Here is a 16,493-nt window from a genome sequence, read left to right on the forward strand (position 1 = left end):
GGGTGCGCCGCCCCGCGTCGGCGGCGCCGGGTCCGCGCGGCGCGTGTGGCGTTCAGCCCCGCGCCGCTTCGGTCCGCACCGCGTCGGCCAGGAGTTCGGCCACGGCGAGGACCGGCAGCTGGGTGTTGGCCGCCGGCACCGTCGGCAGCACGGAGGCGTCGGCGACCCGCAGGTTGGACACCCCGTGCACCCGGCCCGTGCCGTCGACCACGGCGTACGGATCGTCCGCCGGCCCCATGGAGCAGGTCCCCACCGGGTGCCAGTAGGTGCCCGTGCGGCCCCTGATCTCCTCGTCCGTGAGCCGCGCGGGACGATCACCGAGCGGCTGGACCAGCTTCCCGAGCGCGGCCGTCCGGGCCATCTCCTCGACCAGGCCCAGCCCCCACCGGACGACGGCCAGGTCGTGGCCCTCCGGGTCCGAGAAGAACCCCGGACGGATGTCGAGGGCGTCGGCGGGGTCGGCCGAGCGCAGTGCGACCCGGCCGCGGGAGGCCGGCTTCATGAGGAAGGAGGAGATGCCCGCCTCGTACCGGCCCGGTGGCAGGCTGCCGTAGAGCGGCGGACCCGCGACGGGCAGGATGTGCAGGTCCCAGGAGTCGTCCGGGCAGCGGTCGCTCGCGGCCCGGACCAGCATGCGGCTGACGTACAGCTCGCCCGCCCTCTCCTTGGCGGCCAGCGCCGCGTCGAGTTCCCCGGTCGGCTCCAGGGGCACGAACACCCCCGGCTGGTCCGACAGGTTGGCGCCGACGCCGGGCAGGTCCACCTCCGGCCGGATGCCGTGTTCCCGCAGGTGGGCGGCGGGGCCGAGGCCGCTGCGCAGCAGCACCGCAGGCGACCCGTACGTCCCGCACGCCACGATGAAGTCGTCGGCGGACAGGACGATCCGCTCGCCGTCCCGGTCGATCCGGACACCCCGCACCCGGCCGTCCACGACGTCCATCCGGTCCACCAGGGCCCGGTCGAGGATCGTCAGGTTGGGGCGCCCCCGCGCCGGGTCGAGGTAGGCGAACGCCGCGTTCCAGCGCAGACCCCCGAAGGAGTTGATGAGCGGCGTGCCGTACCCGGGCCCGCCCGGGGTGCCCATGTCGACCTGCGCGTGGCCGAGTTCGCGGGCCGCCTCCAGCGCTCCGCCGCTCCAGAGGGAGAACTCGCCCTCCGGAACGGACCGCAGTCCCATCTGCTCCACGGCGGCCAGCCGGAACGGCTCCATGGCCGACGCCGACCACCGGCCGCCCCCCGCCCGCTCCCACTCGGCGTGGTCCGCCACCGAACCCCAGGTGTTCCAGCAGCCGTTGACACAGGAAGACCCGCCGATGATCCGGGCCCGGACGCGATGCGCGGGCGCATGCCGCTCCCACACGTCCTCGCGCGGCAGACTGCGCGAGTCGAGTACCTTGCCCGGCCAGTCGCCGCCCCGCGGTCCGTAGTCCCGGCCCGCCTCGACCAGGCAGACCGACCGGTCCGGGTCCTCGCTCAGCCGGGCGGCCAGCACACACCCCGCCACGCCTCCGCCGAGGACGACGACGTCGTAGCCGTCGCCCGCTCCTGCACCTGCCATATGTACGCTCCACGGTCTCACCGCCGGACGGCGGTGGTCGGACGGGCCGGGCGGGAGAACCGCCGCCCGGGCGAGGACGTGACACCCGCGGTCACGCGGTGCGGGCGCCGCGCGCGGCGCCGGGCACCCCGGCGGCCGCCCGCGGCGCCGGGCTCTCCCGCGGGCGGCCGCACGGAGCGCCCGGTGAACGGCTCAGCGTGCGGTGGTGAAGGCCGCCGCCAGGTCCCGGGCGCCCTCGCGCACGCCGCGGACGGCGACCGCCCCGGTGGCCGGCAGCCGGCCCAGCAGCGAGCTGCTCAGGCAGGTGTTCCGCGGGCGGGAGGCGTACCGGGTGCCGGCCCGCGGCGTCGGAACGACCAGCTGCGGCGGCGCACCCAGTGTCTCGGCGACCACCGAGGCCCACTCGGCCCGGCTCACCCGGTCCGGCCCGCCCAGGTGCAGGACGCGGGGAAGAGGTGCCCCGGCGTCCAGGACGGCCGCCGTCACCTCCGCCACGTCGTCCACCAGGACCGGTGTCGTCCACTGGTCCTGCGGCACGGGGACCGGTTCGCCGCGCAGCAGCCGGTGCGCGCACGCGGCGAAGAAGTTCAGCCACTTGCCGGCGTCCGCCGGTTCGTGGCCGTAGACGAGACTGACCCGCAGCACCACGGCGTCCGCGGCCGCGCCGAGCACGGTCTCCTCCGCGCTCAGCTTCGCGCGGCCGTAGGCGTTGGCGGGGGAGACCGGACTGTCCTCGGTGTTGTCGGGGCGGGACCCGTCGAAGACGTTGTCGGTGGAGATCATCAGCAGTCTCGCGTCCCCGGCCAGCGAGGCCAGGTTGGCGGCCGCCGCGGTGTGCGCCGAGACGGCCTGCGCCGGGTGCTCCTCGCACCAGGTGACGTCGGACGGACCGTGCACCAGGACGATGCGCCGCGGTCCGAGCCGGGCCACGAGCCGGCCGCACGCCCGCGGATCGGTGGCGTCCAGGGCGTGCCACCGGATTCCGGGGACGTCGGGGAGGCGTCCCGGGCGGTGGCGCGAGGCGAGGGTGACGTCCTCGCCCGCCGCCGCCAGCCGTCGCGCGATGTTCGTGCCGACGAAGCCGCTGCCGACGACGAGCGTGCCCCGGGCGCTCATCGCGCGCCCGCGGGGGAGGGCCGCGACATCCGGTCGGCCAGCAGCCTGCCGACGCCGATCAGGCCGTGGTCGTCGTCGGGTCTGCCCAGCGACACCAGGGCGTCGACCGCGGCCGCGTCGAGACCGAAGCATCCCAGTCTCACCAGCTCGCCCACCAGCAGCTCCCGGTAGCGTTCGCCGACCGCCAGGGCGAAGCCGCCCATCACGATGTACCGGCACACCCCGATCGAGGTGAAGACTGCGCCTATCGCCTGGGCGAGGCGGGTGAGCGTGCCGCGCAGGACGTCCGTGGTGAACGCGTCGCCCTGCCGCACCGCGGCCGCGACCGCCGGGTTGTCGATGCGGACGGCGCGGCCGCCGCACAGCGCGGCGAGGCGGGACCGGGCGAAGCTGGCCGGATCGGCTTCCGCCGCCCGGCGGGCCGCGGCGAGCACGCCCCGCCCGGAGGCGACGGCGCCGAGGTGGCCGCGCGCGCCGCAGTCGCACAGCGGGGCGTCCTCGGCGGGATCGCACACCCAGTGCCCCAGCTCGCCACCGTGTCCGTCCGCGTCCAGGAGGACCTCACCGCCCCGGAACACCTTGTTGCCGATGCCGGAGCTGACGGTCAGCAGACAGAACGGCTCGGTCTCGGTCGCCGCGTAGCGCCAGGCGGCGGCGGTCAGGTCGTTGACGACCACGACCGGCGCGCCGATCCGCTCCGAGAGGAGCTGACCCAGCGGCAGCGGGTCGCCGCGCCGCCCCCACACCGTGGGGGCGGCCAGGACGAGGCCGCCGGCCGAGATCGGTCCGGCGAAGGCCACGCCGACGGCGCGCGGCGCCGTGCCCGCGGCGTGCAGGCCGACCTCGTGGACGATCTGATCCACGACGCGGTGCTGCAGGACGGCCACGGAGTCCCGCGGATGACGGGCCATCCCCTCGACCGGCACCCGTCGCACCCGGGTGACGGCGGCCGTGACCGGGTCGTAGCTCCCGGTGCGCAGCGTCGTGCCGCCCACGTCGAGCACGGTCAGGACGCCGTCGGACCCCACGGAGCCGGCGCGCGGCGGGGGGCCGGCCGCATCGTCCGCCGGGGAACGGCCCGCCACGGGTACGGCGGCCGGGCGGTCAGACCGCGGGATGGTCACGGAACTCCTCCTCGAAGACCAGAAGCCACAGTTCGGCGGCCGAGTCGTTGACGAGTCCGTGCTCGCCGTGCGGACGGTTGACGACGACGTCCCCGGCGCCGACGCGGAACTCCGCCCCGTCCCGGTACATCAGGCCGCTGCCGCGGAGCACGACGTACGTCTCGCGGTCGCGGCCGTGCCGGTGGCGTCCTATGGAGGTACCGGGCGGCAGTACGGCGATGTCGATGAAGTCCGCTCCGGCGCCGCCCTCGGGGCGGGAGAACAGGCGGTGGGCCAGGATCGTGCCGAGGCCGCCGTGGTCGTGCTCCTTGCCGCGCAGGAGCCGGTCGAGGTTCGTCACGTCGGGGGCGCTCACGACGTGCCACCCGAGTGCGCCAGCGCGTCCAGGGCGGCCCTCAGCACGTCGGCGGGCACGTCCTCCAGCCGTTCCACGAAGTCCGCCTTGCCGATGCCGGTCGGCACCACGAGGTGCAGCTTGCGCCCCCGCCGCTGCCAGGACGCCTCGAGCGCCCGCGTCATCAGCTCCGGTGTGCAGGTGGCGGGGTCGAACACGGGAAGGCCGATACGGCGCAGCAGGGTCACCAGGCGCTCGCAGCTCTCTTCGTCGACGAGTCCGAGCAGCCGGGCCAGGTGCGCCGACAGCGCCATGTCGACGGCCACGGCCTCTCCGTGCTCCAGACGGTGGCCGCCCGCGGTCTCGATCACCGGGCTGAAGGTGTGGCCGAAGTCGACGAGCCGGGCGAGGTCGTGTTCGCGCAGGTTGGGGCAGAGCTCCTCCATCATCAGCCGCATCGAGGTGCGGATGACGTACGTCTCCAACTCGCCGTCGGAGGAACCCAGGAAGACGTCGGGACGCCTCTCCAGCGCCGCGAAGAGGTCCGCGTCGAGGATGACGGCCATCTTCACGATCTCCGCCAGGCCGCAGCGGATCTCCCGCGCCGGCAGGGTGGCCAGCAGGGCCGGGTCGTTGAGCGAGGCGTGCGCGGGGTGGTAGGCGCCGAACATGTTCTTCGTGTCCAGGGCGTTGACGCCGGTCTTGACCCCCACCCCGACGTCCACCTGGCCCACCAGGGTGGTGTTGACCTTGATGTAACGGACGCCGCGGGCGTACATCGAGGCCGCGAAGCCCACGATGTCGGCGACGATTCCGCCGCCCACCGCGATCATCACCCCGTGGCGGTCCAGGCCGGTCGCCTTGGCGACGGCGCAGACCTGTTCCACCGACGCCAGCGTCTTGTTCCGTTCACCGCTGTCGATGGTGTGCACACTCCAACTGCCCGGCTGCAGACGGGCGCCCAGGTAGGCGCGCAGCCGGTCCCCGTAGATGCGGTCCACCGTCGGGCCGACGAAGGCCACCACACGGCGCCCCTCCACACAGTCGGCGAGGAGCGGGTTGTGCGGGTCGAACACGTTGTCGGTGACGTCGACGCGGTACCGCGTGCCGTCCGGTGCCAGCAGGTCGAAGCCTTTGGAGTCCTCACGCACTCCCTCAACCTGTGCAAGAGCCTGGCCTGACATCTCTCTCCTCGGTCTTCGTTCCGTGCGGGTCACTGTCGTCGAACACGCGGGCGATGGCCTGTACGTCGGGACGGCCGGACAGGTCCTCCAACGGCACCGGCCGGCCGTGCCGGTCCGCGACGGGCAGCCGCCAGTTGGGGTGCACGTCCGCGGTGCCGGGAAGGTTCTGCGGTCTGCGGTCGCCGGTCGCGTCCGGCAGCCACACGCCGAGCAGCGTCGACGGCGTGCGGGTCAGGAAGCGGTGCAGGGCGACGACCTCGCCGTCGGCGTCGGGCAGCAGGTCCAGCCGGCGCAACTCGGCCAGCCAGGCGTCCCGTTCGGCGACCGCCTGAGCCTTCTCCTCCGGTTCCGGGCGGGTCAGCAGTCCCAGTCCGGCCCGCAGGTCGACGTGCTCGCCGCTCAGCCAGGCCGCGGTCGTCGGCAGGTCGTGCGTGGTCAGCGTGGCCAGGCAGTTCCTGCGCCACCGGTCCGCGGGCAGCGGGCCGTGCCTGCCCTCGGAACCGCCCAGGTACTCGAACCGCTGCACCGACGTGCCGAGCACGCCGCGCGCGGCCAGCTCCTCGCGGACCCCGCTCTCCACCGTGCCGAGGTCCTCGCCGATCACCGCCACCCCGGCCCGGTGCGCCTCCAGGAGCAGCACGCCGAGCATGGCCTCGGCGTCGTAGCGGACGTACGTCCCCTCGGACGGCGGACGGCCCTCGGGCACCCACCACAGCCGGAACAGGCCCATCACGTGGTCGACCCGCAGGGCGCCCGCGTGCCGCATGCCGGCGCGCAGCAGCCCGGCCAGCGGCCGGTACCCCTCGGCGGCCAGCGCGTCGGGCCGCCAGGGCGGCTGGCCCCAGTCCTGCCCGAGGGGATTGAAGTCGTCCGGGGGAGCCCCGACGCTCATCCGGCCGGCCAGACAGTGCTGGAGCGCCCAGGCGTCCGCCCCCTCGGGCGCGACGCCCACCGCGAGGTCGTGCACCAGGCCGATGGCCATGCCCGCGCTCGTCGCCGCCCGTTGCGCACCGGCGAGCTGCTCGTCGGTGATCCACGCCAGCCAGCGGTGGAACGCGACGGACTCCGCCAGCTCCCCGCGCGCCTCGGCCACCCGCGGCGACCGGGGATCACGCAGTGCGCCGGGCCAGGACCGCCAGGCACCCCCGTGCACCTCGGCCAGCGCGCACCAGGTGGCGAAGTCCGTCAGGTCCCGGCCCTCACGGGCGACGAACGCCGCCAGCTCCGCACGGCGGCCCGGCGTCGGCGGCACCTCGTACAGCAGGCGCAGCGCCTCGTGCTTGAGGGCGCGCACCGCCTCCCGGTCGATCAGCGCCTCGCCGCGCAGCACACGGTCGTTGAGGGCCCGGGCCCGCCGGGCGCAGGAGTCCACCGCACGGCGGGCCTCCGCGCCCAGATACCGGTACTCCGGCACCTCCTCCACCCGGACGTGCATCGGGTCGGCGAAACGCCGTGAACTCGGCCGGTACGGCGAGGGATCGGGCAGCGGCCCCGGTTCCACCGCATGCAGCGGCCCCAGCTGGACGAAGTCCGCGCCCAGTTCACGGCCGGACCAGGAGGCCAGTTCCGCGAGGTCGGCCAGGTCGCCCATGCCCCAGGACCGGCGGGAGAGCACCGAGTACAGCTGGATCAGGAAACCCCAGCTGCGACGCCCGGGCACCGGAACACGGTCGGGCACCGCCAGCAGAGGCGCGGACGCCCGCCGCCGGCCGGCCTCCACCTGAAGGACGTGCGCGCCGGGCGGCAGCGGTGCCGTGGGGCCGCACTCGCCGCCGCCCTCCAGAACGACGCGGGCCCGCGCCCCCGGTGGCAGCCGCAGTCCCACCGCCGCCCCGGCACGGGCGACGACGCAGGCCGGCAGCAGCCTGTCCGCGTCCGCCGCGCGCCGGCCGGCGAGCGCCCGCCGTGCGGCGTCCGGGGTGCTCGCGTCCACGCCGCACGATGCCAGGACGGCGACCAGGGTGTCCGCGGCGACGGTGACGCGGTGCCCGCGGTCGGTGACGTACTCGGTGCTCACGCCGAGCGCGCGGGCCAGTTCCCGCAGGGACGCGTCGGGTGCGGTGCTCCGGCTCACGGGCCCACCTCCACCGGCGGGAAGAGACGTTCCAGGACGGCGGCGACCCCGTCCTCGTCGTTACCGGGGGCGACCTCGTCGGCCATGGCCCGCAGTTCGGGGTGGGCGTTGGCCACCGCCACGCCGTGAGCGGCGAAGGCCAGCAGCGGAACGTCGTTGGGCATGTCGCCGAAGGCGACGGTGTCGGCGCCCGTGAACCCCAGCAGTTCGGCGGCCCGGGCGACGCCGGTGCCCTTGTCGGTGCCCGCGGGCAGCACTTCCACCATGCCCTTGACCGAGTGGACGACGCTCACCTCCGAGCCCGTCAGCCGCCGGGTCACGGCCGCCAGCCGGTCCTCGTCGACCTCGGGATGGTGCAGGATCAGCTTGTCGATGGGCGAGGTCCACAGCAGGTCGCGGTCGGTGGTCACGTCCCAGCCGTGGCGGACCCGCTCCCCGAAGCCCGGGGTGACCTTGAACCGGCTCTCCGGCGGCGAGGTGACGATGCCCAGCTCGACCCGGCCGAGTTCCGCCTCGACCCGCTCGACGACGCTGCGGGCGAGGCCGCGGTCCAGGGCCAGCGAGGACAGCAGGCGGTCGGCGCCGGCGTCGTAGAGCTGCGCGCCCTGGCCGCACACGGCCAGGCCCCGGTAGCCGAGGGCGTCCAGGAGGTGCTTGCAGGCCACCGCCGGGCGCCCGGTGACCACGAGGTGGTGGGCGCCGGACGCGGCGACCCGTTCCAGGGCCCGGCGGGTGCGGTCGGAGACCGTCAGGTCGCCGCGCAGCAACGTGCCGTCCAGGTCGGTCGCCACCACACGGAACGCGGGCACGCGGGCCGGCACCGCGTCCCAGACCACGCGGCCCGAACGCAGCGTCACCATGGCCACGGCGTGGCTGCCGACGGGCGGGCCGTCGAGCGCGCCCGTGAACACGCCGGCGGTGCCGCCGTCGGGGGTCAGCGGCCGCAGGGCCGTGCCGCCGGTGGAGGGAGCCGGTTCGTCGGAGGCGAAGGTCTCGGCGGCGGACTCCCGCACGGGGTGCGGTGCCGGCACCGTCGGCGGGCCCACGGGGCCCGGCCGACGACGGCTCCCGGCCGACGGGCCGGGCTGCGGGCCGCCCTCACCGCTCGCGAGAACCGTGGCGGCGGCGGAGAAGGCGGCCACCGAGGGCCGGGCCGCGGTGGCCCTTTCCGGGGCGGCCGTCACGGGTCGGGCCGCCGTGGCCTTCTCCGGGGCGGCCGCTGCCGCTCGGGCAGCCGTGGCCGTCACCGGGCCGGCGGCGGCAGCGGGTCCGGTCACGGTGACGGTCACCGGGCCGGCGGCCGCGGATCCGGCCGCCGTGGCCCCTCGTGGGTCCGCCACTGCGGGTTCGGCCGGGGCGGCCGTTTCCGGGCCGGGCTCCACACGCCCGGCCGGGGAGGATTCTTCCGGGGTCGGCACCGCGGCTTCCGCCGGCCCGGTGCCGGCCGGCGGCGCGGGCGCCTCGACCACGAGCTCGACCCGGTCCGCACCGGGGTGCGCGTACCGCACCCGCCAGGTGCCGTCCCCGGCCCTGCTGAGCCGGAACCGGTCCGCCGACCGGGCCCGCAGATCGGGTCGGCCCGCCCGCCGGGCCAGTTCCGCGCAACGGGCGAAGTCGCCCCGCCCGTACGCCGACTCGAACAACCGCTCCCAGGTGTCCGCGTCCAGCTCGTCGGCGCCGCACCCGAGAGCACGGGCGAGGGCGTCCGCGTCACCGCGTTCCGTCGCCGCCCGGACCACCAGGTCCCGGTGCTCGGTGAAGGCGCTCGCGGGCAGCGTGTCCAGCCAGCCCCGCTCCACCAGCTCCTCGACGGCCGGCTGTGCGCGCTCACCGCGCAGGAGCCGTTCGCAGGCCGCCAGCCGCAGGTCGGCGCTGCGTGCCCAGGTGAACGAGCGGCCCACGCGGCGGGCGTTGTCCGACAGCCGGGCGTAGGTGTTGGGTGCCGTGCGGAAGACCGTCACGGCCTCACGTATGCGCTCCGCGAGAGCACGGGCCAGCAGCGGGTCGTCGTCGCGGAAGGAACCGGGCACCGAGAACCCGGTCGCGGCGGGGTCGCCGAGCGGCCGATGGTGCCCGAAATGGGAGGTCACCCGCTGGGCCGTCGCGACGGGCACCGCCCCGCAGGCCATGGCCTCGGCCTGGGCGATGAGGAAGCCGTCCAGCTCGAACTTGGAGGGGAAGACGCAGAAGTCGGCGCTCGCGGCCTGCGTGAACAGCGTGTCCTCGTCGGCGAGCCGCCAGTCCAGGTGCACCTGGCCCGGATGCCGCTCGGCCAGCCGCTGGAACGCGGCGTTCGCCACGGTCGCCGGAGCGTCGCCGCCGCCCCCGGTCGAGCAGCGGATCACGAAACCGACCTCCGGGTCGCCGGCCAGCACCTCCTCCACGGCCCGCATCAGCTCCAGCTGTCCCTTGTGGTGCACCGCGTAGCGGGCGGCGTGGTAGAAGACCGGGCCGGACCCGGTCAGCCCCAGCGACCGGCGCACCGCGGCCCGGTCCACCGCCGCCGGGTCACGTGCCAGCCAGCTGTCCGAGATGCCGCAGCCGCCCGCCAGCAGCCGGTCGGCGTGCTCGCGCAGCCGCCGGGCCACGGGCAGCGACTCGAACAGCGCCTGGAACGGCGTGCCCTCCCAGGTGACGTAGTGGTCGAGCTGCCCGGGGGAGACGAAGTCGATCAGATCCGCGTCCGCGGCGATCAGCGGGAACACGCCCACGTGGTCCGGGCCGTGCTCGACGTGCATCCGGGTGCCGGCCAGGGCACGGGCCACGGTGGCGGCGGGGGAGTCCTCGGCGGGCGGCGGCCCGTCCAGGGCGTCGAGATCCGGACCGCGCACCCCGAACAGCTCCAGCAGGCGTTCCACCTGCGGCCGGTACACCTTCTGCGTGACGGGGGCGTTCGCCGCGACCGTGCTCACCGTCCGGTACCGGTCGTCGTCGGCGAGGACCGCCGGCAGCAGGTAGTGGTAGGCGGGTTCGAAGCCGTGCACGATCGCCGGACCGCCCGCCAGGTACCGCCGCAGGAACCGCAGGCCGTCCACCTGGAAGACCAACGGCTTGAAGTGGGCCGGGTCCCGGCCCTCCATGGCCGGTGGCGGGTAGAGCCGGTCCGGCAGCAGGTCCAGCTGGGCGTCGGACAGCAGGTAGACGTCCACGCCGTCCAGCCGTAGCAGGTGGGCGCGGGTGTCGAGGGCCAGGCCCGTCTCGGCGGGCAGGCCGGGCCACACCTTGGGGTCCTGCACCAGCGGCACCGTGTGCTCGTCGCGGTAGTCGAGCTCGCGTACGTCGAACCGCTCCCGCAGGGCGTCCAGCTGCCCGTGCGCGGGCGTGACCAGGGAGACGCGGTGGCCGCGTGCGGCGTACTCGCGGGAGAGGTTCCACACGAGCGGGGAGAGGCCGCCGCGCATCAGCCGGCTGTCGAAGCCGCCGCACTCGAAGGAGAAGGTGATGATGTGCACCTGGGGCGCTCCCTACTCCGCCGTGCGCGCGCGGGCGCAGGCCGCGCGCAGGCCGGGCAGATCGATGAACTCGGTGTGGGTGCCGGCGCTCGCGCAGGCGAACGCCCCGGCCACCGAACCGGCCAGGACGCACTCCTCCACCGGCCGCCCCTCCAGGTGGGCGTGGAGGAAGGCGGTGACGAAGGCGTCGCCGGCGCCGTTGCTGTCGACGACCGGCCGCTCGGGCCGCACCGCGGGGAAGTGGCGCGCCTTCGTCTCGCCCCGCACCAGCAGGTGGCAGCCGGCCGCGCCGTCGGTGGCCACGACGAGGCGGGCCCGGCCCTCGTCGACGATGCCGTGCAGGACCTCCTCCAGCCGGTCGTGGACGGCCGCGGCACTCATGAAGACGTAGTCGGAGGCGAGGGCGTAGGTGCGGTGGTGGGGGTTGACGCCGTCCCAGTCGTGCAGGTCGGTCGAACTGCTCACGCCGAGCCGGTGGACGTCCTCGTACAGGTCGCGGTTGTGTCCGACGATGGAGAGGTGGACGTGGCGCGCCCGCTCCAGGTGGGGCAGGTAGAAAGCACGGGGCAGCCGCAGGTCCTCCGGGTGCCGGGAGTCGTAGAAGGAGAAGCGGCGGCCCTGCGCGTCGACCAGGTTGACGCCGCGCGGCGTGCCGTGCGGGGACACCACGTGGCTGAAGTCGAGGCCGCGCTCGGCGTACGCGGCGAGCACCGCGTGACCCTGGGGGTCGTCGCCGAGGAAGTCGATGAACTTCGTGGCGAGGCCGAGGGCGTGCCAGCCGAGCGCCACCCCGTTGCCGGTGTGCGCGACGTAGTCGTACACGGGCGGGACGTGCAGCGAATCGCCCGGGGGGACCTCCAGCTTCTCGACGCGGACGACGGTGTCCACACCGGCGCCGCCGACCACCAGGACGTCGTAGGGGGGCAGGCTCATGTACGGGTTCCTTCCGTGACGGCCGCGGTGTCCTCGACCCGCTGCACGTGTCCGTTCTCCAGGACCACCGCCGAGTCGATGTCCTGACCGGGGCGGACGCGCGCGCCGGGCAGCAGCACGCTGCGCCGGACCCGCGCGCCCGCCCCGACGGTGACGCCGGGGAAGAGCACGCTGTGCTCCACCCGGCCTTCGTTGACGAGGTCCGCCGGGACCAACGAGGCGACCACGTCCAGGGAGTCGGCCACCCAGCCGCGGTCCACCCCGGGCCGCACGGTCCGGGGCATCCGCTCGACCGGGAGTCCGGCCCGCGGCCCGCCCGCCGCGAGCATCAGGTGCGCCCGGTGGTAGCGCTCGACCGTGCCGATGTCCTCCCAGTGGCCCAGGACCTCGTGGCCGCGGATGTCCTCTCCGCCCGCGAGCATCGCGGGGATGACGTCCCGGCTGATGTCGTGCTGCCAGTCGGTGCCGTCGAGCTTCTCCAGGTAGCGGTGCAGCACCGCGGCGTCGAAGACGCAGAAGGCGGCGAACACCAGGTCGCTGGTCGGCTCGGCGGGCTTCTCCACGAACTCGGTGAGCCGGCCGGCACGGTCGAAGCGGACCATGCCGAACAGGTGGACCCAGCGCCGCTCGATCCGCTGGTAGGCGATCGTCAGGGCGGCGCCACGGGCCCGGTGCTCCGCGATCAGCGGCCCGTAGTCGAAACGGTAGACGTGGTCGGCGTGCAGGACCAGGACCTGCTCGCGATCGCCGCCGAAGACGTGCCCGGCCTTGCGGATCAGGGCGTCCGCGGTGCCGCGTTCGGCCGGCCAGGTGCGTTCGGGCAGCTCACGGGGGAGCCCGCCCCCCGCCGCCCGGTAGGCGTCGTCGTACGGCCCGAAGTGGACCCGGAAGCCGGGGTCCCGGTTCCACGTCCGGTGCAGGTCGTCCATCAGCCGGCGTTCCTCGTACTGGGACAGCAGCAGCACCTCTCCCAGTCCCGAGGCGCGCGCGTTGGCGAGGCTGAAGTCGATCAGGCGGCAGGCGCCGCCGTACGGGACGAGCGGCTTCAGGCGTCCCGTGCCCAGTGGTCCCATGCGCCGTCCCTCGCCGCCCGCGAGCAGCACGGCGCGCACCCCCGCGCGCTCAGCCATGACGGGCCTCGTCCCAGGTGACCCGTCCGCAGGCCAGGGTCAGCAGCAGCCGGGCGTCCGGCGTCGGCGGTGGTCCCTCGAACTCGCCCGGCCCGGTGCGGCGCAGCTCCTTCACCTCGGGCAGCGCACGGGCCGCCGCGTCGCGCCGGGCCGGGGTCACCAGTTCCACCCGCTCGGCGTGCGCCAGCCGGTACACCAGCCGGCCGTCGTCGGCGACCGAGCACCGCTCACGCAGGCTCCGGGTCTCCTCGGCGGTCACGGCGGCGGGGAAGCGGTCCACGATCCGCTCGCAGGTCGTGAAGTCGGCCCGCTCCCACGCGGTGCGGAAGAACCGGTGTGCGGCCGCGGCGTCGAGGGGGGCCTGACGCGCGTACGCCGCCAGGTCGCCGTGGGCGAGCGCCGCCTCCTCGGTGATCTCGTCGTCCTTCAGCAGGTCGAACCAGCCGTGCCGCAGCGCCCGTTCGGCGGGCAGTTCGGCCGGCTCGCCCCGCCACAGGCGGCCGAAGGCGGCGAGGTGCAGCTCCGCGCAGTGCTCCCAGGTGAACCGCCGGGCCACCGCCGTCGCACGCTCCGACAGCTCCCGGTACCGCTCCGGTTCCTTCGACCACAGCGTCACCGCCTCGTGGATGCGCGCGACGAGCGCGGCGGTGAGCAGCGGGTCGTCCTCGGCGAAGGAGCGGTTGACGGCGAGGCCCGTGGTCTCCGGCTCGGGCCGGGCGTGGCGGAAGTGCGCCATGCCCTCCTGCGCCGTGGCGATCGGCACCGCTCCGCAGACCATCGCCTCGCCCTGCGCGATGAGGAAGGTGTCCATCTCGAACTTGGACGGGAAGAGGCAGAAGTCGGAGGCCGCCGCGTACTCGAACACCCGTCGCTCGTCGACCCGCTCCGACTCCAGGTGCAGCCGCCCCGGATGCCGTGCGGCGACCTCGCGGAAGTACGGGTCGTCGAGCGCGGCGCCGGAGATGCAGCGCACGACGAAGTTGGCGGCCAGGCCGTCGCCGAGCACCCGGTCGACGGCGCGCATCAGCTCCAGCTGGCCCTTGTGGTGCAGGGCGTAGCGGGCGTTGTGGAAGAAGGTGGGCAGCGCGGGGTCCAGCCCGAGCCCTTCGAGCACCGCCGACCGGTCCACCTCCTGCGGGTCCCAGGCGAGCCACCGGTCGGAGATCGCGCAGCCTCCGACGAACATCTTGTGCGCGTTCTCCCGCACGGTGCGGGCCAGGGGCAGGTGGGCGAAGAGCGCCTCGAAGGGGGTGTCCCGGAAGGACGCGTAGAAGTCGAGCTGGCCGGGTGAGAGGAAGTCGACCAGGTCGGCGTTCTCCAGGACCAGCTCGTAGAGGGCGACGTGGTCCGGCGGGTACTCGTAGTGCAGATGGGTCAGTTGCTGGTACTGGCTGACCGCTTCGAGCTCCGGGCCCGCCGACGGGTCCGCCGACGGGCCGTCCTGCGGCCCGTCCTGTGGGAGGACGGCCTCGGCGCCCAGCAGCTCCAGGAGCCGGCGGACCTCGGGCGCGTACACCTTCTTGGCGATCGGCATGTTGCTCTGCACCGTGCTGACGACGAGCTTCAGCGGGTCCTCGCGCAGGGCGGCCGGCAGCAGGTAGTGGTAGTAGGGCTCGTGGGCGTGGACGAGGGCCTTCTCCTCGCCGAACCAGCGGCGCAGGAAGCGCACGCTGTCCGCCTGGAAGACCAGCGGCTTGAAGAAGACCAGGTCTTCGCCCTTGGCGGAGTAGGGCGGGTAGAAGGTATCCGGGAGCCGGTCGAGGTAGTCGTTGGACAGGAAGTACAGGTCCACCCCGTCGAGGCGGATCCGGTGCGCGGTGGTGCGCAGCGGCAGCCGGACCTCGGCGGGGAAGCCGTGCCACACGTCCGGGTCGAGGACCAGCGGCAGGACGTACTCGTCCGCGTAGTCGAGGTCCTCCACCTCGTACCGGCCGCGCAGGTCGTCCAGCCTGCCGTGCGCGGGGGTCACGATGGAGACCCGGTGGCCGCGGGCGGCGAACGCCCGGGAGAGGTTCCACAGGTACACCGAGGTGCCGCCCTGCAGGAAGGTGTGGTCGAAGCCGCAGCATTCGAAGTAGGTCTCGATGATGTGCATTCGGGGCTCGGTCACGGTCACGTCCTTGCCGGAATGGTCGGGGCCGGGGTGCGGGCGCCGAGCGCGAGGGCGTGGCGCAGGTCGATGGCGGCGTGGTAGGGGCGGGCGTGGTCGATGTTGTAGGCGAGTTCGTGCAGCAGCCGGCCGAGGTACAGCAGGCGGCGCAGCGGGTCGTCGGCGGTCCGTCCCAGGAGCAGCCGCAGGACGTGCGTCCGCCAGAGGTCGGCGGCGTGGAAGACCCGCCGCAGCACGGCGCGCGGACCGGGCGGCCAGTCGCCGGCGCCGTCCAGCGCGCCCCGCATCGTCTCGGTGGAGTCGACGCCGAGGCGCCGCGCGCTCTCGAAGGCCGCCTCGTCGGCGGTGAAGTACTCCAGGGCGCGCTGGACGGCGACGAGGTCCTGCACCGGTGACTGCGCCGCCCAGCCGGCTTCGCCGGGGTTCAGGGCGGGGGTGGACATGTCGATCACGTGCATCGACCAGCTTCCGTCGTCCCGCGGCCGGCACAGCAGGTGCGACAGGTGCAGGTCGCCGTGGCAGGGACCCGAGGGGAACCCGGCCGGGGCGGCGTCGAAGGCGCCCCGCAGCGCGGCGCTCTCCTCCCGCAGGGCCGCGAAGGCGGCGCTGCGCGGGGCCGGGGGCAGGGCGATCTCCGCCGAGGCGAGAGCGGCCGTGCGGGCGGCGGCACGGGCCAGCACCTCCTGTACCGGATAGGGCGGTCCGGGACGTCCGCCGAGCCGGTCCGCCAGGTCGCCGTGGAAGCCGGCCAGGAACCGCCCGGCGTCGCGCAGGTTCGGCGCCAGCGGCCGCAGGTGCGCCCGGATCACGTCCTCGAGGCCGCCGGGGTCCTGTCCGTCGGTGATCCTCGGCCACAGCGACCGCATGCTCTGCCGCAGGGGCAGGTCGATGCCGTCGCCCGGCGCGTACCGGTAGAACACGCCCAGCGGGTGGCGGGTGCCGTCGGCGGGGTCGGTGTAGGTGTAGTCGCCGGCCCAGTCCGGGGTGCGGCCGGTGCGGTTCATCAGCCGCAGGAGTTCCGGTTCGCGGACGGTCTCGTCCAGCCGCCGGTAGGTCTTGTGGACGTAGGCCGTGCCGTCGTGGTCCACCAGGGACAGGACGTTGGAGGACCAGCCCCGCTCGAACGGCAGCCGGCGCACCGGGTGCGCCGTGAGCCCCGCCCCGCGGAAGCGCACCGAGCCGCCGCGGGCGGTGGCCAGCCGGCGCTCCTCGCGGGCCGCGTCGAGCGCGGCGGCGTCGAACTCGACGCTGCCGTGGGCCTCTTCCGCGCCGGTCGCTCCGGGGCCGGTCCGCACCGGGACGAAGTAGCGCCGTCCGTCCGCCGGTCCGCCGACCGCGGCCACGATCAGCAGCTGGGCGCCGGCTCCGAGTTCCGCGTGGTCGACACGCTCGTAGCGCTCGGCCCGCCGGCCGTCCTCGGGCATCCACGGGGCGGTGCGTAACAGCGGGCCGAGATCGTCGTTTCGTATCATGCCCGA

At 74.8% G+C, this 16,493-nt stretch carries 11 protein-coding genes; all 11 read right to left on the bottom strand.

All coding sequences use genetic code 11. The features are described 5' to 3' along the window. Window positions 1-52: 52 nt before the first annotated feature. The gene (locus tag ACIP5W_RS24185) at window positions 53-1,558 is read right to left on the bottom strand and encodes a GMC family oxidoreductase (protein WP_401477185.1); all 1,506 of its coding nucleotides are present in this window, start codon (window positions 1,556-1,558) and stop codon (window positions 53-55) included. A 192-nt stretch (window positions 1,559-1,750) separates the two neighbouring features. Further along, window positions 1,751-2,674 carry an SDR family oxidoreductase gene (locus tag ACIP5W_RS24190; RefSeq protein ID WP_401477188.1) on the bottom strand — a complete coding sequence of 308 codons (924 nt, stop codon included), beginning with the start codon at window positions 2,672-2,674 and terminating at the stop codon, window positions 1,751-1,753. Then, window positions 2,671-3,798: an ROK family protein gene (locus ACIP5W_RS24195; RefSeq protein ID WP_401477191.1), complete on the bottom strand. Its 1,128-nt coding sequence runs from the start codon at window positions 3,796-3,798 to the stop codon at window positions 2,671-2,673. The genes ACIP5W_RS24190 and ACIP5W_RS24195 overlap by 4 nt, the downstream gene beginning before the upstream one ends. Next, complete coding sequence (locus tag ACIP5W_RS24200; RefSeq protein ID WP_401477194.1) at window positions 3,779-4,153, bottom strand: cupin domain-containing protein; 375 nt, start codon at window positions 4,151-4,153, stop codon at window positions 3,779-3,781. Before ACIP5W_RS24200 ends, ACIP5W_RS24195 begins: the two co-directional genes overlap by 20 nt. Then, window positions 4,150-5,283, bottom strand: coding sequence for a sedoheptulose 7-phosphate cyclase (locus tag ACIP5W_RS24205; RefSeq protein ID WP_401477197.1), 1,134 nt, complete (start codon window positions 5,281-5,283; stop codon window positions 4,150-4,152). The genes ACIP5W_RS24200 and ACIP5W_RS24205 overlap by 4 nt, the downstream gene beginning before the upstream one ends. A 4-nt stretch (window positions 5,284-5,287) precedes the next feature. Continuing rightward, window positions 5,288-7,390: a 4-alpha-glucanotransferase gene (gene malQ / locus ACIP5W_RS24210; RefSeq protein ID WP_401477200.1), complete on the bottom strand. Its 2,103-nt coding sequence runs from the start codon at window positions 7,388-7,390 to the stop codon at window positions 5,288-5,290. Beyond that, entirely contained in the window at window positions 7,387-10,842 is a 3,456-nt protein-coding gene (locus ACIP5W_RS24215; RefSeq protein WP_401477203.1) for a Cof-type HAD-IIB family hydrolase, read from the bottom strand. The genes malQ and ACIP5W_RS24215 overlap by 4 nt, the downstream gene beginning before the upstream one ends. A 12-nt stretch (window positions 10,843-10,854) precedes the next feature. After that, window positions 10,855-11,775: a carbohydrate kinase family protein gene (locus ACIP5W_RS24220; protein WP_401477206.1), complete on the bottom strand. Its 921-nt coding sequence runs from the start codon at window positions 11,773-11,775 to the stop codon at window positions 10,855-10,857. Then, window positions 11,772-12,905: a sugar phosphate nucleotidyltransferase gene (locus ACIP5W_RS24225; RefSeq protein ID WP_401477209.1), complete on the bottom strand. Its 1,134-nt coding sequence runs from the start codon at window positions 12,903-12,905 to the stop codon at window positions 11,772-11,774. Before ACIP5W_RS24225 ends, ACIP5W_RS24220 begins: the two co-directional genes overlap by 4 nt. Then, complete coding sequence (locus ACIP5W_RS24230) at window positions 12,898-15,015, bottom strand: glycogen/starch synthase (RefSeq protein ID WP_401477212.1); 2,118 nt, start codon at window positions 15,013-15,015, stop codon at window positions 12,898-12,900. The genes ACIP5W_RS24225 and ACIP5W_RS24230 overlap by 8 nt, the downstream gene beginning before the upstream one ends. A 2-nt stretch (window positions 15,016-15,017) precedes the next feature. After that, window positions 15,018-16,487, bottom strand: a complete 1,470-nt coding sequence (locus ACIP5W_RS24235) for a hypothetical protein (RefSeq protein ID WP_401477215.1) — start codon at window positions 16,485-16,487, stop codon at window positions 15,018-15,020. Window positions 16,488-16,493: the final 6 nt, after the last annotated feature.

This window comes from Streptomyces sp. NPDC088766 (assembly GCF_044750845.1).
Classification (GTDB): Bacteria; Actinomycetota; Actinomycetes; order Streptomycetales; family Streptomycetaceae; genus Streptomyces.

Excerpts from the sequence above, each read along its gene's own strand:
- ACIP5W_RS24185 (WP_401477185.1), bottom strand. The coding sequence starts at position 1,558 with ATGGCAGGTGCAGGAGCGGGCGACGGCTACGACGTCGTCGTCCTCGGC.
- ACIP5W_RS24190 (WP_401477188.1), bottom strand. The coding sequence starts at position 2,674 with ATGAGCGCCCGGGGCACGCTCGTCGTCGGCAGCGGCTTCGTCGGCACG.
- ACIP5W_RS24220 (WP_401477206.1), bottom strand. The coding sequence starts at position 11,775 with ATGAGCCTGCCCCCCTACGACGTCCTGGTGGTCGGCGGCGCCGGTGTG.
- ACIP5W_RS24225 (WP_401477209.1), bottom strand. The coding sequence starts at position 12,905 with ATGGCTGAGCGCGCGGGGGTGCGCGCCGTGCTGCTCGCGGGCGGCGAG.
- ACIP5W_RS24235 (WP_401477215.1), bottom strand. The coding sequence starts at position 16,487 with ATGATACGAAACGACGATCTCGGCCCGCTGTTACGCACCGCCCCGTGG.